The organism is Pectobacterium versatile (assembly GCF_003932035.1).
GTDB classification, from domain to species: domain Bacteria; phylum Pseudomonadota; class Gammaproteobacteria; order Enterobacterales; family Enterobacteriaceae; genus Pectobacterium; species Pectobacterium versatile.
The window spans coordinates 4,313,693-4,336,996 of record NZ_CP034276.1; the positions used below are offsets into that span (position 1 = coordinate 4,313,693).

The following is a 23,304-nucleotide window of genomic DNA, read 5'->3' on the forward strand; positions in this document are numbered from 1 at the left end:
GCCGACGAGACATCCGGTAGTCTGCCAACTTTACAGCCTGTGGATTATTTGGAATATGCTACGCAAAATTCTCGCTATCGCCGCCGTGGGCGCGGGTCTGTTTTCGGCTACCGCGCTGGGTCAAAACATCAATAATTTTTCGCAGGCAAAAGCCGCCGCTGTCGACATTAATCGCGATGCGCCGGGCTCGTTCTACTGCGGCTGTAAGATTACGTGGCAGGGCAAGAAAGGTACGCCCGATCTTGAATCCTGCGGTTATCAGGTCAGGAAAAATGAACAGCGTGCCAGCCGCATCGAGTGGGAGCATGTTGTGCCCGCCTGGCAGTTCGGCCACCAGCGCCAATGCTGGCAAGACGGCGGCAGAAAGAACTGTAACAGCGACCCTGTCTACCGCGAGATGGAAACCGATTTGCATAACCTGCAGCCCGCTATCGGCGAGGTCAACGGCGATCGTGGCAATGCCATGTATGGGCAATGGAACGGTGGTGCATCCCAATATGGTCAATGCGAGATGAAGGTCGACTTCAAAAATAATCTGGCAGAACCGCCCGCTCGCGCTCGCGGCCAGATCGCTCGAACCTATTTCTACATGCGCGACCGCTATCAGTTACGCCTTTCCAGCCAGCAAACCCAGCTGTTCGAAGCCTGGGATAAACAATACCCAGTCACTCAGTGGGAATGTACCCGCAATCAGCGCATCGCCGCAAAACAGGGAAACCCGAATCCCTACGTTCAACAAGCTTGCCAGCGTTAGTTCGTCTACCTACTATAACGAATCGGTTTCCAGCAAAACCACCGTCAGATGACGGTGGTTTTGCCTATTTCTGGCGTTCCTATACCCGTTAATTTCATTCAAAGGTCTTAATTCAGCATGCGAGTACCACGCATTTTTCATCCCGAAACGCTCCCCCTTAACGGCGGTGAAGTCGAACTGAGTGACGATGCCGCCAATCATGTTGGTCGCGTGTTACGCATGACGACAGGTCAGTCATTGCAGCTGTTTGATGGCAGCAATCATGCCTTTGATGCAGAAATCATCGCGGCTGGCAAAAAGAGTGTGCGCGTTCGCTTCACAGCAGGTAAGTTGGAAGATAAAGAATCGCCCCTACATTTACATCTGGGACAGGTGATGTCACGCGGCGAGAAGATGGAATTTACCATTCAGAAATCCATCGAGCTGGGCGTCAATGTGATTACCCCACTGCTTTCTGAACGCTGTGGCGTCAAACTGGATGCCGAGCGTATGGAGAAAAAAATTAGCCAGTGGCAGAAAATTGCGGTCGCCGCCTGTGAACAATCCGGCCGCAATTGTGTGCCGTTGGTGCGGCCAGCGATGACGCTGGAAGCCTGGTGTGCAGAACAAGACAACGCGTTGAAATTGAATCTGCACCCACGCGCCACACAGAGCATCAATACGTTACCACTGCCGGTCGATCGGGTCAGGCTACTGATCGGCCCAGAAGGCGGACTCACCGCCGGTGAAATTACCATGACCTCAGAACACGGATTCACTGATATCCTGTTGGGGCCACGCGTCTTGCGCACAGAAACCACTGCACTCACCGCCATGACCGCCTTACAGGTACGTTTCGGCGATTTGGGGTAAAGGAGAAAAGAATGATCAAACTCGGTATCGTGATGGACCCAATTGACACCATCAATATCAAGAAAGACACCAGCTTTGCCATGCTGCTGGAAGCACAGCGCCGTGGTTGGGAACTGCATTATATGGAGATGAACGATCTCTATATGCATGCGGGCGTCGCGCGTGCAACAACGCGTCGCCTGAGCGTCCAGTACGATTACGACGGCTGGTACGATTTCTCCGGTGAACAGGATATTGCGCTGGAAGAGTTGGATGTGGTGCTAATGCGTAAAGATCCGCCGTTCGATACGGAATTCATCTACGCCACCTATATCCTTGAACGTGCGGAAGAGAAAGGCACGCTGATCGTCAACAAGCCGCAGAGCCTGCGTGATTGCAATGAGAAGCTGTTCACCGCCTGGTTCCCGCATCTGACCCCTGATACGCTCGTTACGCGTCGTGCAGACAAACTGCGTCAGTTCCATGAAAAACACGGTGACGTCATTCTCAAACCGCTCGACGGCATGGGCGGCGCGTCTATTTTCCGTTTGAAGCAGGATGATGCCAACGTCTCGGTCATCATCGAAACGCTGACCGAACACGCGACCCGCTACTGCATGGCGCAAAACTATCTGCCTGCAATTAAAGATGGCGACAAACGCGTACTGGTGGTTGATGGCGAACCCGTGCCTTACTGCTTGGCGCGTATCCCGAAAAGCGGTGAGACACGCGGCAATCTGGCAGCCGGTGGCCGCGGCGAAGCGCGTCCACTAACCGAAAGCGACTGGAAAATCGCCCGTGATGTCGCACCAACGTTAAAAGCCAAAGGCCTGATTTTCGTCGGTCTGGATATTATCGGCGACCGCCTGACAGAAATTAACGTCACCAGCCCGACCTGCGTGCGTGAAATCGAAGCGGCTTACCCGGATGTTTCCATCACTGGCATGCTGATGGACGCCATTGAAAAACGTCTGGCTGCACGTACCCGCTAATACCAGAGACACTGACACGCTACCCGGCCCGCGCAATACGGGCCGTTTCTCCAACGCTGACGGATATCGATTAAAATACACAATGAATTTACAGCATCACTTCCTCATTGCTATGCCAGCACTACAGGACTCTGTATTTAAACGTTCGGTGGTCTATATCTGCGAACATAATGAAGACGGAGCCATGGGGCTGATCATCAACAAACCGATGGATCAGTTTTCCGTGGAAAATGTGCTGAAAAAGCTAAAAATAGACCCAACGCCGCGCGATCCCGCCATCCGATTGGATAAACCCGTCTTTGTGGGTGGCCCACTGGCGGACGACCGTGGCTTTATCCTGCATACGCCCTGCTCCGGCTTTGGTTCCAGCATCAGTATTTCTGAAGACACTATGATCACCACATCAAAAGACGTGCTGGAAACGTTAGGCACACCCCAGCAGCCGAAAAATACGCTGGTCGCCTTAGGCTATTCCGCCTGGGAGAACGGCCAGTTGGAAGAGGAACTGCTGGATAATGCCTGGCTGACGACGCCAGCCGATCAAGACATTCTGTTCCATACGCCAATTGCCGAACGCTGGCGAGCGGCGGCCAGGAAGTTGGGCATCGATATTCATAATATCTCCACCGAAGCAGGACATGCCTGATGAGTAGCAGAACCATTCTTGCCTTTGATTTTGGTACAAAAAGTATCGGTGTCGCCATCGGTCAGGAGATTACCGGTACGGCACGTGCACTGACATCATTCAAGGCGCAGGAAGGGATACCCGACTGGCAAAAAGTGGAGAAGCTGTTGTCAGAATGGCAGCCCAATCTGGTCGTCGTCGGCCTGCCGCTCAACATGGATGGCACCGAGCAACCGCTAACGGCACGGGCGCGAAAGTTCGCGAACCGGCTGCATGGCCGTTTTGGCATCGCTATTGAGCTACACGATGAACGCTTGAGTACAGTGGAAGCGCGAGCCGATCTCTTCGAACGCGGTGGCTTTAAAGCGCTGGATAAAGGTAGCGTAGACGCTGCCTCTGCGGTGATTATTCTGGAGAGCTGGTTCGACGCACAGCTTTAAAAGACAATCCCGTGTAGCCGAGGATCCGACCACACGGGACTATACCCGTCATACTTCAAATTGCATGTGCGTTGGCTGCGCTCAATCACCCGAATCACTTACCTATGTAAGCTCATCGGGATGAAATGAGAGACATCCTGTCTCTCACCGGAGGCCAGCCTTTGGCTGGTCAAATTCGTTCCCGACGAATTTGTCCTTCCCTTGCCGCCTGCCTGAAATTTGAATTATTTAGGGTATATAGATGTTAATTAGGCGTCTGGGAATTCACGGATGAAACGTTCGACGTCATCAACCATGGATTCTGTTCCTACGAAGAACGGTGAGCGCTGATGCAGTTTCTCTGGCGTGATATCCAGAATACGGTTTTTACCGTCGCTGGCCTTGCCGCCTGCCTGCTCCGCCAGAAACGCCATCGGATTGCACTCGTATAGCAAACGCAGTTTGCCTTTCGGATAGCTCGCCGTGCTCGGGTACAGGTAAATACCGCCTTTCAGCAGATTACGGTGGAAATCTGCGACCAGTGAGCCGATGTAACGCGACGTATAAGGACGCTGCGTCTCTTCATCCTGCTCCTGACAGTATTTGATGTATTTCTTCACGCCAGCAGGAAACTTGATGTAGTTCCCTTCGTTGATGGAATACATATTCCCTTTTTCCGGGAAGCAAACTTTTTCATGCGAGAGACAGAATACACCGAGCGACGGATCGTAGGTAAAGGCGTGAACGCCGTGACCCGTGGTATACACCAGCATGGTAGAAGAACCGTAAACGATGTAGCCCGCAGCAACCTGCTGACTACCCGGCTGTAAGAAGTCAGCTTCCGTGACTGACGTTCCCAGCGGCGTAATACGGCGATAAATAGAGAAAATCGTACCGACGGAGACGTTCACATCAATATTCGACGAACCGTCCAGCGGATCCATCAGAACCACATACTTGGCATTTTCCGCCTTATCACCTTCAAAGATAACAATTTCGTCTTCTTCTTCGGAGGCAATACCTGCCACTTCGCCACGCGCTTTTAATGCAGCTTTCAGTTTCTCATTGGCATACAGATCGAGCTTCATCTGTACTTCGCCCTGAACATTAGAAATGCCGCTGGCTCCCAGGATATCAACCAGACCCGCTTTATTGATATCACGGTGAATAATCTTGGCACCCAGTTTAATAGCAGACAGCAGCGCGGTAAGCTCACCTGTGGCGTGAGAGAAATCGTGCTGTTTTTCGACGATAAATTCGCCTAACGTTTTCATAACACTATTCCAGAATCTACGGATGAAAAGCGGTTTCATTTCTGCACCGCCAACGTTTGCGCATGCAGTGTAGCCCAAAGAGAAAGTGAGTACCTAGTCAAATCCATTTCTTATGGCGGATTCATAGCGTTAGAATGTGACACAGACTCACTGTGAAGATGGAAAATGTATGCGTATTCATATTTTAGGTATCTGCGGCACCTTTATGGGTGGCCTTGCCCTGCTTGCTCGTTCGCTGGGGCATGACGTCACAGGCTCAGATGCAAATGTTTATCCCCCCATGAGTACCTTACTTGAAGAGCAGGGAATCACGCTGATTCAGGGCTACGATCCGGCACAGCTTAGCCCTGCACCTGATTTAGTCATCATCGGTAATGCGATGACGCGCGGAAACCCGTGCGTCGAAGCCGTACTGGAACAGGGATTACCTTACGTTTCCGGTCCACAGTGGCTGCATGATTATGTGCTGCGCGATCGCTGGGTGATTGCCGTTGCAGGAACGCATGGCAAAACCACCACGGCGGGGATGGTCACCTGGATTCTGGAAGATTGCGGCTACCAGCCAGGCTTTGTGATCGGTGGCGTTCCCGGCAACTTCACCGTTTCCGCACGCTTGGGTGACAGCCCGTTCATGGTGATCGAAGCCGATGAATATGATTGCGCATTCTTCGACAAGCGCTCCAAATTCGTACACTACTGCCCAAGAACGCTGGTTCTCAACAATCTTGAGTTCGATCACGCCGACATCTTTGACGATCTGAAAGCCATTCAGAAACAGTTCCATCATCTTGTGCGACTGGTGCCGGGCAGCGGGAAGATCATCCTGCCAACCAACGACCTTAACCTCAAACAGGTGATGGGAATGGGATGCTGGAGCGAGCAGGAACTGGTCGGCGAAGAAGGCACATGGCGGGCACAAAAAGTGTCGACCGATGCCAGCCAATATCAGGTTTACCTGAATAAGGAACTCGTCGGTGAAGTCCACTGGAAGCTGGTGGGTGAACACAACATGCACAACGGGCTGATGGCCATCGCTGCCGCTCACCACGTTGGCGTACTACCCGCTGATGCTTGCCGTGCACTGGGTGGATTTATCAACGCGCGCCGTCGCCTTGAATTACGCGGTACAGAGCATGGCGTCACGGTTTATGACGATTTTGCGCATCACCCGACTGCGATTCTGGCGACGCTGTCGGCGCTACGTAGCAAAGTTGGCGGCACGGCCCGGATTTTGGCCGTACTTGAACCCCGTTCCAACACCATGAAATTGGGGATGTGCAAAAACGAACTGGCACCGTCATTAGGCCGCGCCGATGAAGTTTTCCTATTCCAGCCAGCACATATTCCGTGGCAGGTCGTAGAAGTCGCAGAAGCCTGCGTACAGCCCGCTCACTGGAGCGCGGATATTGACACGTTGGTAGAAAATATCGTCAAGACCGCACAGCCTGGCGACCATATTCTGGTGATGAGCAACGGCGGGTTCAGCAACATCCACAATAAGCTGCTGGATGGCCTGAAGAACAAAGCGCAGAAGGCGAAAGAAGCTCAGGAATAACAGGTGCAAACCGTTGTCGTGTATATCGCAACGGTTAAAAAGTAAATAGTAAAAAGGACGGGAATTCCGTCCTTTTTCATCTTCGCATCACCCGTTAAGGGTGGCAAAATCAAGCGTCGAACGGATCGCGCAACACCATCGTTTCGCTACGATCTGGGCCGGTAGAAATAATATCAATCGGCACACCCGTGATTTCTTCGATACGTTTGATGTAGTTCAGCGCAGCCTGCGGCAGTTTGCTGTGATCTTTCACGCCAAACGTGCTTTCAGACCAGCCCGGCACTGTTTCGTAAATCGGCTCAAGACCTTCCCAGCCTTCAGCAGCCAGCGGAGTAGTATCCACTTCTGTGCCATTCGGCAAACGGTAGCCTACGCAGATTTTAATCTCTTTCAGACCGTCCAGAACATCCAGCTTAGTCAGGCAGAAACCAGACAGCGAGTTGATCTGTACCGCACGACGTACGGCAACCGCATCCAGCCAGCCGGTACGACGACGACGACCCGTTGTCGCGCCAAACTCGTTACCTTTCTGAGACAGATGCTCACCCACTTCTTCAAACAGCTCAGTCGGGAATGGACCTGCACCTACACGGGTAGAGTAAGCTTTAACGATACCCAGTACGTAATCTACATAGCGTGGACCCAGACCAGAGCCGGTAGCAACACCGCCCGCAGTGGTGTTTGAGGAGGTCACGTACGGATAAGTACCGTGGTCGATATCCAGCAGCGTACCCTGCGCGCCTTCAAACATGACGAAGTCGCCACGCAGGTGCGCTTTGTACAGCAGATCGGAAACATCAACGACCATCGCGGTCAGAATATCGGCAATCGCTAACACGTCGTCCAACACTTTCTGGTAGTCGACAGCATCAGCTTTATAGTAGTTAACCAACTGGAAGTTATGGTATTCGACGATCTCTTTCAGTTTGACAGCAAAGGTTTCTTTATCAAACAGATCGCCAACGCGCAGACCACGGCGAGCAACTTTATCTTCATACGCAGGACCGATACCACGGCCAGTCGTACCAATTGCTTTCGCACCACGCGCTTTTTCACGCGCGTTATCCAGTGCGACGTGATAAGGCAGGATTAACGGACAGGCTTCAGAAAGCAGCAGACGTTCGCGTACCGGGACGCCACGCGCTTCAAGCTCCGTCATTTCTTTCATCAATGCGTCAGGCGCCAGCACAACACCGTTACCGATGATGCTGACAACATTTTCACGCAGAATGCCAGAAGGAATTAAATGAAGGACGGTTTTTTCACCATTGATAACCAGCGTGTGGCCAGCATTGTGTCCACCCTGATAGCGCACAACATATTTAGCCCGTTCAGTCAGCAGGTCAACGACCTTGCCTTTACCTTCGTCACCCCATTGGGTGCCCAGTACGACGACGTTCTTACCCATTTCAAGAATCACCAGGTTGCTTAAAAAAGGATTCTACCATCTCATTTGGATGCTTTCAGTACTTTTAGCACACGATTGCGCACATTTTTCCGCTTAATTTTAGCCACCCATCCGGCTACGCAACATGTAGTAGATCACGCACCCAGCAACAACTATTCCGCCGCCAAAACGGCGCAAAATATTATCCGGCAACTGCGCTATTCCCAAAATCATACGTCGCCAGAGTCGAGGAAACAGCAGCGGCCCCAGCCCTTCAAGCACCAAAACCAGTCCAAGCGCCAGCCAAATCGTTGAATTCATAACAACCCCTTTTCTCCGCATCAGGTTCGAGCAGGACCAACCCTTTGGATATCTCTCTGCCAGAAAACGGCAAAAAAAAGCCCGGAGAAAGAACCCGGGCTTGGTGAGACGTCAGTTAATGACTATCAGCGGCGTGGTGCCATGCTGCTGTCCGGTGACTTCATGTAGCGGAAGAAGTCGCTATCCGGGCTAAGAACCATGACGTCCTGATTACTACTGAAGCTGTTTTCGTACGCGCGCAAGCTACGAACGAAAGCATAGAAATCAGGATCTTCACTAAATGCGTTAGCAAACAGTTTCGCGGCTTCAGCATCCCCTTCACCGCGGGAAATTCGGCCCTGACGCTCAGCTTCAGCCAGTGTACGGGTAACTTCATAGTCTGCCGTCGCTTTCAGCTTTTCAGCTTCTTCCTGACCTTGTGAACGGTGGCGACGTGCTACCGCTTCACGCTCTGCACGCATACGTTGGTAAATTGCGTCAGAGACTTCAGTTGGCAGGTTGATTTGCTTAATTCGCACATCGATAACCTCAATACCCAGCGCAGCCATACTGTTAGGGTTGATATGAGGTTCGTTGGTCGTTGTCTCTTTCTCAACACGCGCAGCAGCAGAAGCAATCGCATTATCGGCTTCGGTCGTTTCACCGGTACCGGTATTCAGCGCTTCACGCACGTCAGACATCAGTTGACCACGCGAGTCGGTAACAATGCCTTTCACATCCAGACGACCAATCTCGGAACGCAGACGGTCACTGAATTTACGTTTCAGCAGCACTTCAGCCTGAGAGATGTCACCACCGCCCGTTGCCAAATAGTAGCGGCTGAAATCGCTGATACGCCATTTGAGGTAGGAATCGACAATCAGGTCTTTCTGCTCTTTAGTGATAAAGCGGTCAGCCTGGTTTTCCATCGTCTGGATACGTGCATCCAGCATTTTCACTGAGTCGATAAACGGAATCTTGAACTGCAATCCCGGTACATAGATCAGCGGCTTATTGTCGTCATCACGCAATACTTTGCCAAAACGCATCACAATGCCGCGCTGGCCTTCCTGCACCACAAACAGTGACGCATAGACCACCATCAGTACCAGGATCAAGATAAATAGTAAGGGCTTACGCATCGATTATTCTCTCCCTACTCGAGTGAGGTCATCACGCTGCGCATTTGCTCTGCGCTGATCCATGATATTTCCATTGTTACTGCTACGCGTTTGGTTGCTATTCGTCGCACCGCTGCTGTTGCTAGGCAAACGCAGTGGATTAGCACTGCTGTTGTTGCTTTGCGTATTTTCACCGCCTTGTCCGCGCAGCATCTGATCCAACGGCAGCACCATCAGGTTGCCCCCCTTATCATTGACCAGAACTTTACGGGTATGGCTCAGCACGCGTTCCATCGTTTCGATATATAAACGCTCGCGGGTGATTTCTGGCGCAGCTTTATATTCCGGTAAGACTCTGGCAAAACGGGCAACTTCACCCTGAGCTTCCAGAACGGTACGCGTTTTATAAGCGCGAGACTCTTCCAGAATACGTTGAGCCTGACCGTTTGCACGCGGCTGCACTTCGTTCGCGTACGCTTCCGCTTCACGAATATATTGCTGTTCGTTTTCACGTGCGGCAATCGCATCGTCAAACGCGGCCTTAACTTCTTCCGGCGGGCGCGCGGTCTGGAAGTTGACGTCCAGCAGCGTGATACCCATGTTGTACGGACGAACCGTTTCTTCCAGTACACGCTGGGTATCCGTACGCACGATGGTACGGCCTTCCGTCAAAATTTTGTCCATCGTGTATTTACCAATAACGCCGCGCAGCGCGCTGTCAGTTGCCTGACGCAGGCTGTCATCCGCATTGGTTACACTGAACAGATATTGTTCTGGCTGCGTGACACGATACTGCACGTTCATTTCAACGCGCACGACGTTTTCATCTGACGTCAACATCACGCCCGACGTCGCCAGTTCACGCACCGATTCAACGTTCACCGCGCGAACAGAATCGATAAAGGTCGGTTTCCAGTTAAGCCCCGGACCAACCAAATGGCTGAACTTACCAAAGCGCGTTACGACACCGCGTTCCGCTTCTTTAATGGTATAGAAACCAGTAGCAGCCCAGATGACAACCGCAGCGACGGCAGCGATACCGACGATCCGGCCACCCAATGCTGGGCCACCAGAATTTCCACTGTTGCTTGAGCCAGAACCTTTTCCGCCACCCAGATCGCTGAGTTTTTTGCTCAGTTTACGGAAGATGTCGTCCAGATCCGGAGGCCCCTGATCTCGGCCACCTTTATTGTTATTTCCGCCAGAGTTGCCGCCATTATTGCTGCTGCTCCCCCACGGGTCGCGGTCTTGTCCGTTATTACCGGGCTGATTCCACGCCATGTTTTAGCTCCATTCTTTATGATAGGTGTTCTTCAGGTTCAATATCCCAGAGTCCGTCAGACTATTTCACCGTTCAGACTGTTTATGCCAGTCAAATCAGACAATATAGTCCATCAGTTCCTGCTCTTTTTTGCAGAGGCGGCGCCAGTCAGCAATCGGCATACGAATAACCAGACCAATTTGCCCATCCTCTTCAATCCATTCTTTTTCTATTGCCTGAAGCTGGTAAAAACGACTACGCAAGCGTCCTGCCTGTGGGGGAAGATGCAAGGTATGTTGTGCGATTTCCCCGGAAAGCCGCTCAGTCAATGCCTGAAATAGCAACGGAATACCGTCGCCGGTCTGTGCTGAAAGCCAGACCCGCACCGGTAGATTCTCTTCGTTGCGATCGATACGCGGAACGAAATCATCCAGCATATCAATTTTGTTCATTACCAACAGCGCAGGTATTTCGTCCGCCTCAATTTCCGCCAATACGTCATCAACCGCTTCAATGTTCTCGTCAAGACGAGGATCGGCGGCATCAACAACGTGCAGCAGCAGCGAGGCCTGACGTGTTTCCTGTAATGTAGCCTTAAACGCAGCTACCAAATCATGGGGCAACTGCCGGATAAAACCTACGGTATCCGCCAACACCGTATCACCAACATCATCCACTTGAATGCGGCGCAATGTTGGGTCCAGTGTGGCAAATAACTGATCGGCGGCATAGACGCCCGCCGATGTAATCTTGTTAAACAGCGTGGATTTACCCGCATTGGTATAGCCCACCAGCGAAACGGTGGGGACATCGGCACGAACCCGTGACCGGCGCCCTTGTTCACGCTGTTTTTCTACCCGTTCAAGACGCGACAGTATCTGACTGATGCGGTTACGCAATAAACGACGGTCGGTTTCAAGCTGGGTTTCACCCGGGCCACGCAAACCGATACCGCCTTTCTGACGTTCAAGGTGCGTCCAACCGCGAACCAGTCGGGTCGCAAGGTGGCGCAGCTGTGCCAGTTCTACCTGTAATTTCCCCTCGTGCGTACGCGCACGCTGGGCAAAAATATCTAAAATCAGTCCGGTACGATCGATCACCCGGCACTCGCACAAACGCTCCAGGTTACGTTCCTGAGCAGGCGTCAGCGCATGATCAAACAGCACGACAAACGCGCCAGTTTCTTTTACTGCCTGAGCAATTTCTTCAGCTTTACCTTCCCCGACAAAATACTTGGGATGAGGCGATTTACGGCTGCCAGTAACAACCTGCAAGGATTCAATACCGGCAGAAGAAACCAGAGACTCAAACTCCAGTAGATCTTCCGTATCTCTATCTTGCGAAAAGAAAATATGAACTAATATAGCCCGTTCACCTGATTCATAACGGTCAAACAAGCGAATAACCTCTCAAACGAGCAAAAAACACCACAGCGAAGGAGCCGAGCGATGCGTCCAGCTCTCCCGCGCCGTGGTGAATTGACAATACGCCTTATTCGGCGTCATCAGCTTCCTGCGACTGCTGCTGAGCAGTCGTGTTACTACCGTGATAGTTGTTGCTGCCGCCTGGATTGTTGCTATGGTGAGAGACTGGGCGAGAGGGAACAACTGTAGAGATGGCGTGCTTATAAACCATCTGACTTACCGTGTTTTTCAACAAAATCACGAACTGATCGAAAGATTCGATCTGACCTTGCAACTTAATACCGTTCACCAAATAAATCGAAACCGGAACACGTTCACGACGCAAAGCGTTCAAGAACGGATCTTGCAAAGATTGCCCCTTAGCCATTCTATATTTTCCTTATTTGTATGTTGTTTGTAACAAAGAACCCTACGGCTCTAAAATAACGGTGTAAAAAAACTTGCACGCTGAGACTCACCGATTGTACACAATCACTCAACCTATGCACTAACAACCTGTATCACCTTGTCCAGTGCTTCAGTTGGTTTTTCGCTATCCAGCCAGCAGACGTCATCCCAACCGCGCAGCCAGGTCATTTGACGCTTCGCTAACTGACGCGTCGCACAAATTCCCCGATAAACCATCTCATCGTAATCAATTTCACCGGATAAGTATGACCACATCTGGCGATAACCAACACAACGAATAGAGGGCATATCCGTATGAAGGTCATGCCGGGCAAACAATGTCCGGGCTTCTGTCTCAAAACCTGCCGCCAACATCTGATGAAAACGCTGTTCAATCCGCTCATGCAACAATTCACGCGTCGCCGGGGCGATAGCAAACTGATGAACCTGATAGGGCAGCGCGTCGCCAGACGTTTTTGTCAGTTCAGTTAAAGTGTTACCTGAAACGAAAAAAACTTCCAGTGCTCGCGAGAGTCTCTGCGGATCATTTGGATGAATCCGAATGGCTGCTACCGGATCGATCTCACTGAGCTGCCGATGCATCGCTTCCCAGCCGATTTCTTTTGCCTGCTCTTCAATACGTTGACGCACGGCGGCATCGGCTGACGGCAGAGGAGAAAGTCCCTCCAGCAGCGCCTTGAAATACAGCATCGTCCCCCCGACTAACAGGGGAATGCGCCCGGCAGCGGTAATGTCCGCCATCTCACGTAACGCATCGCGGCGAAAATCGGCCGCAGAATAGGATTCTGTCGGATCGAGAATATCGATTAACCGATGCGGGGCCAGTGCCAGCTCTTCCGCACTCGGTTTCGCCGTCCCAATATCCATATCTTTATAGATGAGGGCGGAATCTACGCTAATCAACTCTACCGGCAAATATTCTCGTAACGCCATTGCCAATGCCGTTTTTCCTGACGCCGTCGGCCCCATGATAAAAATGGCGGGCGGCAACGACACTTGTTCTACATCACTCATGCTTTAAAGCCTTGATGGCATCCTGGATGTCCATCATCGATAAAAGTTCAGACGGCGGCGTTTTCGCCAACTGCGGACAAAGCCGCTCGACATCCGCCAGTAATTGTATGGCCTGAGAATGGCTCCAGCTTTCCTGCTCACTCTGCAATCGCGTTGCCATCCACGATGCCAATTCACCAGGTTCCACCTGCTGTGTCTCAACCGTCTGATAGCCGGCCAGATAGCCTATCAGTTCAGAGATCAAGTTTTGTAAATTTTGTTGGCGCAATGGTAAAGGTACGGCACGCAATGTGGCACGCTGTGACTCAACCACGACTTCAATACCAAAACGCGCCAGCAAAGCATGATGGGCAGACAAAACGTTCAGCTCAGATTTACTCAACGTCAGGCGCTGAGGAATCAGTAACGGCTGCGCCCGCAACCCTTCTTCCGACGGCGTCAACTGCACCGCTTTCAGATAACGCTCAGCAACGGAAAGCGACAGCATCGCCAATCCCTTATGGTACTCCAACAGCGCGTAGCACGGCGGATAAACCGTCAACACTCGCCCAAAGCCGTTCGATTGGCTTTCCAGCGGTGATTCAACCGGAGCACGTTGTTTGTTATTGCTGGCTGCTGTATCCGCCGTGGTTCGATTTGGCGGTGCGTCATGCGATACCGTGGATGGAACAACCCTATCCGACGACATCACCTGATTCGACGGTACAGAAATACGCTCGCCAGACGGCGGCGGTGCACTTGCTGCGTTATCCGTCGGTTGCAGCAATGTTTTATACAGCTCACCCTGCTTTTTCTGGTACGGATTCTCTGGCTGATAGCCGGAATAGGCAGATTCTCTCGCCTGACCGGAATGACCTGCGCGCGGCGTTTTCCCACCATACGATGGCGAACTATCGGTACGTGACGGCTGGGCAAAGTGGTTTTCACCTGCGGCGATGCGGTTTTCCTGCTGCCATTGCACGGGTTTCCCGGTCTCCGGCTCTGTCATGCCAAGCGCTGGTGAGGATGCCTGTTGCAGAACGGACATCACGGCCTGATAGATAAAGTCATGCACCAACCGAGCCTGATGGAACCGTACCTCATGCTTGGCAGGATGCACATTCACATCAACCTGATGCGGGTCGATCTCCAGATACAGCACATAGGCGGGCTGCTGATCGTCACTCAGTTGATCCTGATAAGCCTGCCGGATGGCATGGTTGATGAGCCGATCGCGCATCATGCGCTGGTTCACGTAGCAATACTGCATATCAGGCAGTTGCTTGGCGCCAACCGGATCGGCAACCCAGCCATGAATGGTGAGATCGCCGTGTTGCCATGACACCGCGAGCGCATGCTGTAAGAATGTCGCACCGCAAATGCTACCCAACCGGCGCTCATACTGGCTTTTATCCGGTGCTGCACGATACTGCCGCATCAGCTTACCGTTATGATGCAGCGTGATGGCAACATCAAAACGCGCCAGCGCGATGCGGCGTACCACCTCATCAATATGGGTGAATTCGGTTTTTTCCGTGCGCATAAATTTACGGCGGGCGGGCGTGTTATAAAACAGATCCAGCACTTCCAGCGTGGTGCCCACAGGATGGGCGGCTGGCTTGACTGTCACCGCCATGTCGCGCCCTTCGGCGTAGGCCTGCCAAGCCTCAGACTGTTCGGCGGTGCGCGATGTCAGCGTTAAACGGGAGACGGAACTGATACTTGCCAACGCTTCGCCACGGAACCCCATACTGACGATCGCTTCCAGATCGTCGAGCGTGGCAATTTTACTGGTCGCATGACGCGCCAACGCCAGCGTTAATTCATCCTTTCCGATACCCGAGCCATTGTCACGAATACGGATCAGCTTCGCGCCGCCGCGTTCTATGTCGATATCAATCCGGGTCGCGCCTGCATCCAGACTGTTTTCCACCAGCTCCTTCACGACCGAAGCCGGACGCTCAACCACTTCTCCGGCAGCGATCTGGTTAGCCAGTTGTGGTGGCAACACCTGAATCGGCATGGCGTATCCCTCTTACTATCCTCAATCTATCGACATCGTCAGCATGAAGAATCAGGCAGACGGAATAACCAGCGTTTGCCCCAGTTGTACCGTGCCAGAGCGCATATTATTCGCCTGTTGGATCTCTTTCATGCTGACACCGTAACGGGCAGCAATCGCACTCAGGCTATCACCCTTTACGACCTTATGCTTCACTGGTGCTGCCTTTTTGGGCGCAGGTGTTGATACCGTCTGCTTCGTTCCTGTCGCCGGAATATTCAAGCGCTGCCCAACCCAGACGATGTCCTTGTTCAGCTTATTCACGCCACGCATAGCGGCGAGACTGACGCCATAACTCCGAGCAATCGAAGAGAGCGTTTCGCCACGTGCAACGGTATGGCGTGTGCTGCCCGCACTCGCTTTTGCCGCAGTTACGTTACCGTCTGGCGTTTCTGTATCACTTGCCGCCGACTGTAGTGGGCGGCTTTCCTGCTTTGGGAGAGATTGCATCGGGTGTGTTTGGAAATAACTTCTCAGCCCCTGATAAATCGCATTGGCGAGTTTTTCCTGATAGTCGTTACTTCCCAAGAGCCGCTCTTCCGAGACATTAGTGATAAACCCGGTTTCCACCAGCAGAGAAGGAATATCTGGCGAGCGCAACACTCCCAGACTGGCGTGCTCAGGACGTCGTTTATGCAGCCCTCCAACACGCTGGAGCTCACGCAGCACCTTGGTCGCGACGTCATACCCAACGCGCTGGGAATGACCAAATTGCAGATCCAGCACCGCCTGGCTGAGGTAAGGGTCCGCGCTGCTGTTCGCCAGCAGATCGCCCGCGCCGCCCAACAGTTCAGACTGTTTCTCATGCTGTTCCAGCCAGTTTGCCATCTCGCTGTTTGCGCGGCGGTTGGACAGCACCCAGACAGAGGCACCTTTAGCATTGCGGTTCGGCGCAGCATCCGCGTGAATCGACACTAACAGGTTTGCTCCCTGCTTACGCGCCACGTCCGAACGCCCCATGACGGAGATAAAGTAGTCGCCATCGCGCGTCAGCACGCCTTTAAAGGCCGGATCGCTATTCAGTAAGGCTTGTAACTTACGCGCGATAGAAATGGTGACATTTTTCTCCCGCAGCCCGTTCGTCCCAATCGCACCAGGATCTTGTCCACCGTGACCGGCATCAATCGCCACAACAATCCGTTCATTACCCTGTCGGGCCGGCACTCGCGTAGTAGACGACGCATTGCTATTCACGACAACAGTAGGCTTGTTGGTAAACGGATTTTTGGCGGGTTCTGCCGGCGCACTATTTTGCTGTCGTGAAGCCGGAGGCGCTGAGGCTTGCACCGTTTTCGCTTTATCACCCGTGATGGTGAAGACAACAACGTAACCCGAGCCTTCTTTTTGCGTCACCGCCCGCGTTTTCGCCGCCTGAGTCAAATCCAGCACCAAACGCAGGCTTTGTGCGTCCTGCGCGTTACTGGTTCGCACACGCTTAATCAGATTTTGCCCGCTGAAATCCAACGGCAAGCCCTGAATGACGCCAGTCTGACGAATATCGATGACCACTCTGGCGGGGTTACTGAGCGGGAAAAAAGCATAAATAGGCTGACCGCTAAAGCTCAGGCGCACCGTGGCCTGACCTGACGCATTGTCCACCTTGATATCCGACAGATTGGCTGCCCACGCCGTTCCTGCCAGCAACAGCCATACGCCGATGAACAGCTTAACCATACGACTCATCATGATTCTGTTGTTCCTGGCTGAAGAGAAAAACGTTGTAACATCGCGTCTCCCGCCGCAGAAACAGCGGACAGTTCAGCCTGTCGGCCCTGATCCTGATAGCGCAAATGCAGCTCGATATCCGCATCGGGCAGCACGCCAGCACCCTGCTGCGGCCATTCAATCAGACAAATGGCATCCTGCGTCAGGTAATCGCGGATCCCCATAAACTCCAACTCTTCTGGGTCGGCCAATCGATAGAGGTCAAAATGGTAGACCGCCAGCGGCGATAACGCATAAGGCTCGACCAGCGTATAAGTGGGGCTTTTGACATTGCCCTGATGACCGCGCGCCTGTAAGAAACCGCGACTAAACGTCGTTTTCCCCGCACCGAGATCACCATAAAGGTGGATAACACAAGCACCGTCACAGGCTTTCGCCAGCGCCGTGCCTAAAGAGATCGTTGCTGCCTCATCCGGCAGAAGTAAGACTATTTTTTTCATTCTATCTATTGTTCTAAAAACATCGGTTCTAAAAACATCGGCTCTAGAAGCATCCGCTCGGGATTAACATATCGAAACAACACAGGCAGTAAATCGGTTGCCAGCATACCTCGGGTGCCGCGTCGCGCTGCCAACCAATCGGCCGCAGCGCCGTGAACGACACACCCTGCACAGGCAGCATCATACAGCGAGAGCTTTTGCGCCAGCAAACCGCCAACGATACCCGACAGCACATCACCCATACCGCCTGTCGCCATGCCAGGGTTTCCCACATCAGCAATGGCAACCTCGTCTCGCTCGCTGACAATCACCGTTCCCGCACCTTTCAATACGACAACGCCACCATAGCGTTTTGCCAACTTTCTGGCCGCAAGTAAGCGATCACTTTCAATATCAGAGACGCGGCAATTCAGTAAACGTGCCGCCTCGCCGGGGTGAGGTGTCAGCACGCGATTCTGCCGCTTATGCGGATTGATTGCCAGCAGGTTAAGCGCATCCGCATCCCATAACATGGGTTTGTTACAATTTTCTGCCAGACGCAGTGCCCTTTTACCCCAGTCATCCTGCCCTAAACCGGGTCCAATCACCACGACATCGGCCCATTCCAGCCCCTGCCGCAGCGTCTCTGTCGTCAATTCTTGCACCATCAACTCAGGCCGGGTCGTCAAAAACGCCGACTGATACTGTTTGTGAGTAAGCACTCGCACTAACCCTGCGCCGCAGTGTAACGCCGCATCAGCAGCCATCAATACCGCACCACCTAAGCCAGCGTTGCCACCTACCACCAGTAACCTGCCGTTATCACCCTTATGTTGTCCAGCCGGACGAGGTGACAGCCATTCGGGCAGTTGCGCCACGGTCAGCCGCCGTATCGGCGCGGTTTGATCGTCCAGCCACGCCTGCAATCCTAACGAATGATAATGTAATGTTCCGACGTGCTCACGGGCGCGACCGGTCAGTAGCCCCGGCTTCAGCGCGATAAACGTCACCGTCTGCGCCGCACCGATCGTTACACCCGCACAAGCGCCAGTTTCGGCATGTAAGCCAGAGGGAATATCCAGTGAAACAATGGGAGCGGGATAGGCATTCGCCTGCGTCATTAACGCCGCATAAGGCGCACGCGGTGCAGCGGACAGGCCGGTTCCTAACAGACCATCCACAGTGAGATCGATCCCGTCCGGCCACGACGTATCGCTATCCTGCACACTAATTTCTTGAACACGGCCACCCTGCTCCAGCCAGCGCTGCCGGGCAAGATGAGCCTCGTCAGGCAGCGGCTTATCACTGGCGCAAGCAACAACATCGACCTCAATGCCCGCCGCCAGCGCCAAACTGGCGACCACATATGCATCGCCGCCGTTATTGCCATGTCCGGCCAGCACCCGCCAGCGTCGAGCCGAGGGATAGCATTGGCGAGCCACCTGAAATGCGGCGTCTCCCGCACGCTGCATGAGTTCCCACAGCGAAATCCCCGACTCGCTGGCCGCTCTGGCTTCTTCACGGCGCACCCACTCGGCGTAAAACACCGAGTCAGGCAACTCATCCTCTCGTTTTTGGTCGTGATCCGTCATCATCTGCTCTTAGTTTTCATTACAATTTTTTCATTACAATGACTTAAAATTAGCAAGCAACCTAAACGACCGCCAGCATTCCGCGCATCTCAGCAGGCATCGGCTCTGCGGCACGAATATGGTAATATCAGCACGTCTTGTTTATTTCTGTGGCCCATCATGTCATACCCCTACGATCTCAACGAATTAGCGCAACACATCAAACAATGGGGACAGGCATTGGGGTTCCAGCAGGTCGGCATCTGCGACACCGATTTGTCCGCAGAAGAGCCTCGACTTCAGGATTGGCTGGATAAGCAATATCACGGGGAAATGGACTGGATGGCGCGCCACGGTATGCTACGGGCGCGTCCGCATGAGCTGCTGCCCGGTACACTGCGCGTCATCAGCGTACGTATGAATTATCTTCCCGCCAAAGCCGCCTTCGCCAGCACCTTAAAAAACCCAGAGCTCGGCTACGTTAGCCGCTATGCGCTGGGCCGCGACTATCACAAGCTGCTGCGCCAGCGTCTGAAAAAGCTCGGAGACCAGATTCAGGAATACTGCGGTGAATTGAATTTTCGCCCCTTTGTCGATTCTGCCCCCATGATGGAACGCCCTTTGGCTGCGAAAGCCGGACTTGGCTGGGTTGGTAAACACTCACTCATTCTGAACAGAGAAGCCGGTTCCTGGTTCTTTCTGGGTGAACTGCTGATCGATTTACCCCTGCCCGTCGATCGGCCACAGGAAGAACAGTGCGGCCGATGTGTCGCCTGCATGACCACCTGCCCAACTGGCGCGATTGTCGCCCCTTACACCGTTGATGCCCGCCGCTGCATTTCCTATCTGACCATCGAATTGGAAGGTCCGATTCCTGAAGAATTTCGTCCGCTCATGGGTAATCGCATCTATGGCTGTGATGACTGTCAGCTGATTTGCCCGTGGAATCGGTTTTCACAGCTTACCGACGAGGCGGATTTCAGCCCACGTGCCGCGCTGCATACGCCGGAACTGTTGGCATTATTTGGCTGGAATGAAGAGAAATTTCTGCGGATTACGGAAGGATCGCCGATCCGGCGCATCGGCCATCTCCGCTGGCTACGCAATATTGCCGTCGCACTGGGGAATGCCCCCTATCAGGATAGTATTGTGCTGGCACTGCAAGCCCGTCTGGGTGAAAGCGAACTGTTGGATGAACATATCCACTGGGCAATTCGTCAGCAGTTGAAACGCCGCGCGTCACTGGGAATTGACGTCCAATCCACACAGAAAAAGCGACTTATTCGTGCAGTAGAGAAAGGATTACCGCGTGATGCGTGAGCCGCTCAAACTATTGTCATCAGTTTGTCGCACGCGCTGTGAATAAATAAAAAAAACCGTTGCCAATCAACTGTCACAAAAAGTACAAGCGATCGTTATAACGTTTTATAAGTAAAATTTATGAATAGATATCAATAAGATACTCTACAGTATTTTATCAATAACATAGCGTGATTAATAAATAACCAACAGACAGCCTGTGGATAAGTCTGTTAAGAAGAATATGATTTTTTGTATTAACTGATAAAAAATGATGTGGATTGAGGTAACGCTTGTGCTCGAAATATGATGCTGTGTAGACAGTAAAAAACGGGCAACAGCACAAAGCGGCGTGCATTATGAATTTCTTATTGTCCTTTGGCAAGGGCTGAGATCTAATTTTTACGATCGAAAGAAAAATTCTACGATCAAAAGCAAAAACGCGGCGACACCTCTTGATGAGGCATCGCCGCGCAGGACGTTAAGATCGTCGTCAGAGAAGCAGAAGGATGGCAAATATGTCCACCTCCACCTCCGCCCTCAACCGGCCGATGTTATGCACGGGTTCTGATCAGGTAATCGAAGGCACTCAAGGACGCTTTTGCGCCTTCACCCGTCGCGATAATGATCTGCTTATACGGCACCGTCGTACAGTCACCGGCAGCAAATACCCCTTTTACGCTGGTTTCGCACTTGGCATCGATCTCAATTTCACCGATGCGGTTTCTGGCTACCGTACCTTCCAGCCAGTGGGTGTTAGGCAGCAGGCCAATCTGCACGAAGATCCCTTCCAGCGCTAAATCGTGTGCCGTATCGGTAATACGATCTTTATAGCTCAGCCCCGTCACCTTCTGCCCATCGCCTTTCACTTCTGTAGTCTGCGCATTCAGGATGATGTCAACGTTCGGCAGGCTACGCACTTTTTCCTGTAATACCGAATCCGCTTTCAGTTCCGGTGCAAACTCAAGCAACGTGACATGCTTCACTACACCAGCCAGATCGATAGCCGCTTCTACCCCAGAGTTTCCACCGCCAATCACCGCAACGTGCTTGCCTTTAAACAGCGGGCCATCACAGTGCGGGCAGTACGTTACGCCACGCGTACGGTACTGATCTTCGCCGGGGACATTCATGTTTCTCCAGCGTGCGCCGGTCGCAATGATCACACTGCGCGCTTTCAGCGTCGCGCCGGATACGGTGATCACCTGATGCGGTTTACCCGGTTCACCGCCAGGAATGAGGGCCTCTGCACTCTGCGCATCAATCACGTCGACATCGTAGTCATCAACATGGCTCTTCAGCGCGGTCGCCAATTTGGCACCTTCCGTTTTCGGCACGGAAATATAGTTTTCGATATCGACGGTATCCAGTACCTGACCACCAAAACGCTCACCGACCAAACCGGTACGGATGCCTTTACGCGCCGAATAGACCGCCGCTGCTACCCCCGCCGGACCGCTACCGATGATTAACACATCATAGACGTCACGCTGGTTCAGCTTCTCAACCTGTTTAGCGCCGGCGCCGGTATCGATTTTAGTCACAATCTCAGCCAGGCTCGTCCGCCCTTGACTGAAGTGTTCACCGTTCAGGAAAACGGTAGGAACGCCCATCACATTACGGCTTTGAATCTCATCCTGAAACACGCCGCCGTCAATCGCGGTATGGGTGATATTCGGATTCAACACCGCCATTAAATTCAGCGCCTGCACCACGTCCGGGCAGTTGTGGCAGGACAGCGAGTAATAGGTTTCAAAGTGGAACGAACCGTCAAGATGACGAATCTGATCGAGCAATTCTTTTGCTTCTTTCGACGGATGGCCGCCCACCTGCAATAACGCCAGAATCAAAGAAGTAAATTCGTGTCCCATCGGCGCACCAGCAAAACGCGGGCCGCTTTGGGAATCTGGATTGGTAATCAGGAATGAAGGCTTACGCACTGCCAGATCATTCTTTTCAATAAAACTTACCCGATCGGACAGCTCAGCAATCTCAGCCAGCAGGGTTTTGACTTCAGCAGATTTGGCGGAGTCATCCAGAGTCGCAATCAACTCAACAGGTTTGGTTAATTTTTCCAGATAGGCTTTCAACTGGACTTTCATCGTATTGTCGAGCATCGGTCGTCCTTAATTAGGCAAGTAGGTACAAAGGCAAAATCGTGCAGGGTGCTGGCCCCAAAAGCCGGGCCAGAAAAATCGGGTGCAACGCACCCGACAAAAAAGGCCATGTTTTCTACAGTTATGTTTTCCGAGGTGTTAGCTTAGATTTTGCCAACCAGATCCAGAGACGGAGCCAGCGTAGCCTCGCCTTCTTTCCACTTGGCTGGGCACACTTCGCCTGGGTGAGAAGCAACGTACTGAGCTGCTTTCACTTTGCGCAGCAGGTCAGATGCATCACGGCCAACACCTTCTGCCGTGATTTCTACCGCCTGAATGATGCCCTGTGGGTCAACGATGAAGGTACCGCGATCGGCCAGACCTTCTGCTTCGCGCATGTTTTCAAAGTTACGCGTCAGCTGGCCCGTTGGGTCACCGATCATGGTGTATTTGATTTTGCCAATGGTTTCAGAGCTGCTGTGCCACGCCTTGTGCGTGAAGTGGGTATCGGTGGAAACAGAGTAGATTTCCACGCCACGCTCTTGGAATTCGTCGTAATAGTCAGCGACATCACCCAGTTCGGTCGGGCAGACAAACGTAAAGTCAGCCGGATAGAAGAAGAACACGCTCCATTTGCCTTCGATGTTCTTCTCAGTCACTTCGATGAATTGACCGTCTTTGAAAGCCATGTTTTTGAATGGTTTAACTTGGGTATTAATTACTGACATCACTTTATCCTCATGTGTTTTCGCATGTGGCTAAAGTACAGAAATGTGACCACCATCACC

At 52.6% G+C, this 23,304-nt stretch carries 21 protein-coding genes; 7 read left to right on the top strand and 14 right to left on the bottom strand.

Translation table 11 applies throughout. The annotated features are described in order from the left end of the window. Nucleotides 1-55: 55 nt before the first annotated feature. The 5 genes from endA to ruvX all read left to right on the top strand — a co-directional run bounded on the left by endA (nt 56) and on the right by ruvX (nt 3,642). Nucleotides 56-754, top strand: a complete 699-nt coding sequence (gene endA / locus EIP93_RS19495) for a deoxyribonuclease I (protein WP_010285795.1) — start codon at nt 56-58, stop codon at nt 752-754. Between the two features lie 117 nt (nt 755-871). Continuing rightward, complete coding sequence (gene rsmE / locus EIP93_RS19500) at nt 872-1,606, top strand: 16S rRNA (uracil(1498)-N(3))-methyltransferase (protein ID WP_095992946.1); 735 nt, start codon at nt 872-874, stop codon at nt 1,604-1,606. Between the two features lie 11 nt (nt 1,607-1,617). Further along, nucleotides 1,618-2,577: a glutathione synthase gene (gene gshB / locus EIP93_RS19505; protein WP_010285797.1), complete on the top strand. Its 960-nt coding sequence runs from the start codon at nt 1,618-1,620 to the stop codon at nt 2,575-2,577. Between the two features lie 82 nt (nt 2,578-2,659). After that, entirely contained in the window at nt 2,660-3,223 is a 564-nt protein-coding gene (locus tag EIP93_RS19510) for a YqgE/AlgH family protein (RefSeq protein ID WP_039487374.1), read from the top strand. Next, entirely contained in the window at nt 3,223-3,642 is a 420-nt protein-coding gene (ruvX, locus tag EIP93_RS19515; RefSeq protein ID WP_125233145.1) for a Holliday junction resolvase RuvX, read from the top strand. The genes EIP93_RS19510 and ruvX overlap by 1 nt, the downstream gene beginning before the upstream one ends. 248 nt (nt 3,643-3,890) lie before the next feature. On the opposite strand, the gene fbp is transcribed toward ruvX, so the two are convergent. Beyond that, nucleotides 3,891-4,895 (bottom strand): class 1 fructose-bisphosphatase, encoded by a 1,005-nt coding sequence (fbp, locus tag EIP93_RS19520; RefSeq protein WP_039487368.1) that lies wholly within the window; start codon nt 4,893-4,895, stop codon nt 3,891-3,893. 169 nt (nt 4,896-5,064) lie between these two features. Here fbp and mpl point away from each other — a divergent pair, with 169 nt between their 5' ends. Further along, nucleotides 5,065-6,450, top strand: a complete 1,386-nt coding sequence (gene mpl, locus EIP93_RS19525; protein ID WP_125233146.1) for a UDP-N-acetylmuramate:L-alanyl-gamma-D-glutamyl-meso-diaminopimelate ligase — start codon at nt 5,065-5,067, stop codon at nt 6,448-6,450. A 109-nt stretch (nt 6,451-6,559) separates the two neighbouring features. Here the strand turns inward: mpl and EIP93_RS19530 are convergent, their stop codons facing one another. The 11 genes from EIP93_RS19530 to nnr form a co-directional block, all read right to left on the bottom strand. After that, nucleotides 6,560-7,858 carry an adenylosuccinate synthase gene (locus EIP93_RS19530; RefSeq protein ID WP_095700691.1) on the bottom strand — a complete coding sequence of 433 codons (1,299 nt, stop codon included), beginning with the start codon at nt 7,856-7,858 and terminating at the stop codon, nt 6,560-6,562. 99 nt (nt 7,859-7,957) lie between these two features. Further along, the gene (locus EIP93_RS19535) at nt 7,958-8,158 is read right to left on the bottom strand and encodes a DUF2065 domain-containing protein (RefSeq protein WP_010295436.1); all 201 of its coding nucleotides are present in this window, start codon (nt 8,156-8,158) and stop codon (nt 7,958-7,960) included. A 125-nt stretch (nt 8,159-8,283) separates the two neighbouring features. Then, nucleotides 8,284-9,279 carry a protease modulator HflC gene (gene hflC / locus EIP93_RS19540; protein ID WP_103861934.1) on the bottom strand — a complete coding sequence of 332 codons (996 nt, stop codon included), beginning with the start codon at nt 9,277-9,279 and terminating at the stop codon, nt 8,284-8,286. A gap of 3 nt (nt 9,280-9,282) precedes the next feature. Further along, nucleotides 9,283-10,539 carry an FtsH protease activity modulator HflK gene (gene hflK, locus EIP93_RS19545; RefSeq protein WP_103861935.1) on the bottom strand — a complete coding sequence of 419 codons (1,257 nt, stop codon included), beginning with the start codon at nt 10,537-10,539 and terminating at the stop codon, nt 9,283-9,285. 96 nt (nt 10,540-10,635) lie between these two features. Continuing rightward, nucleotides 10,636-11,916: a ribosome rescue GTPase HflX gene (gene hflX, locus EIP93_RS19550; protein ID WP_103861936.1), complete on the bottom strand. Its 1,281-nt coding sequence runs from the start codon at nt 11,914-11,916 to the stop codon at nt 10,636-10,638. Between the two features lie 94 nt (nt 11,917-12,010). Further along, nucleotides 12,011-12,310, bottom strand: a complete 300-nt coding sequence (gene hfq / locus EIP93_RS19555; RefSeq protein WP_010285823.1) for an RNA chaperone Hfq — start codon at nt 12,308-12,310, stop codon at nt 12,011-12,013. Nucleotides 12,311-12,423: 113 nt separating this feature from the next. Then, nucleotides 12,424-13,365 (bottom strand): tRNA (adenosine(37)-N6)-dimethylallyltransferase MiaA, encoded by a 942-nt coding sequence (gene miaA, locus EIP93_RS19560; RefSeq protein ID WP_125233147.1) that lies wholly within the window; start codon nt 13,363-13,365, stop codon nt 12,424-12,426. Then, nucleotides 13,358-15,367 (bottom strand): DNA mismatch repair endonuclease MutL, encoded by a 2,010-nt coding sequence (gene mutL, locus EIP93_RS19565; RefSeq protein WP_125233148.1) that lies wholly within the window; start codon nt 15,365-15,367, stop codon nt 13,358-13,360. Before mutL ends, miaA begins: the two co-directional genes overlap by 8 nt. A 51-nt stretch (nt 15,368-15,418) precedes the next feature. Beyond that, nucleotides 15,419-17,092, bottom strand: a complete 1,674-nt coding sequence (amiB, locus tag EIP93_RS19570; RefSeq protein ID WP_107333495.1) for an N-acetylmuramoyl-L-alanine amidase AmiB — start codon at nt 17,090-17,092, stop codon at nt 15,419-15,421. Next, on the bottom strand, nt 17,089-17,571 hold the full coding sequence (gene tsaE / locus EIP93_RS19575; RefSeq protein WP_095700697.1) for a tRNA (adenosine(37)-N6)-threonylcarbamoyltransferase complex ATPase subunit type 1 TsaE: 483 nt from the start codon (nt 17,569-17,571) through the stop codon (nt 17,089-17,091). The genes amiB and tsaE overlap by 4 nt, the downstream gene beginning before the upstream one ends. A 5-nt stretch (nt 17,572-17,576) precedes the next feature. Next, a complete protein-coding gene (gene nnr / locus EIP93_RS19580) occupies nt 17,577-19,145 on the bottom strand; it encodes a bifunctional ADP-dependent NAD(P)H-hydrate dehydratase/NAD(P)H-hydrate epimerase (protein WP_125233149.1) in 1,569 nt (522 codons plus the stop codon). A gap of 156 nt (nt 19,146-19,301) precedes the next feature. On the opposite strand from nnr, the gene queG reads away from it, so the two are divergent. Further along, a complete protein-coding gene (queG, locus tag EIP93_RS19585; RefSeq protein WP_125233150.1) occupies nt 19,302-20,441 on the top strand; it encodes a tRNA epoxyqueuosine(34) reductase QueG in 1,140 nt (379 codons plus the stop codon). Nucleotides 20,442-20,974: 533 nt separating this feature from the next. Here the strand turns inward: queG and ahpF are convergent. Together ahpF and ahpC are read right to left on the bottom strand one after the other, a co-directional pair. Further along, a complete protein-coding gene (ahpF, locus tag EIP93_RS19590; protein ID WP_125233151.1) occupies nt 20,975-22,537 on the bottom strand; it encodes an alkyl hydroperoxide reductase subunit F in 1,563 nt (520 codons plus the stop codon). 143 nt (nt 22,538-22,680) lie between these two features. Further along, entirely contained in the window at nt 22,681-23,244 is a 564-nt protein-coding gene (gene ahpC, locus EIP93_RS19595) for an alkyl hydroperoxide reductase subunit C (RefSeq protein WP_125233152.1), read from the bottom strand. Nucleotides 23,245-23,304: the final 60 nt, after the last annotated feature.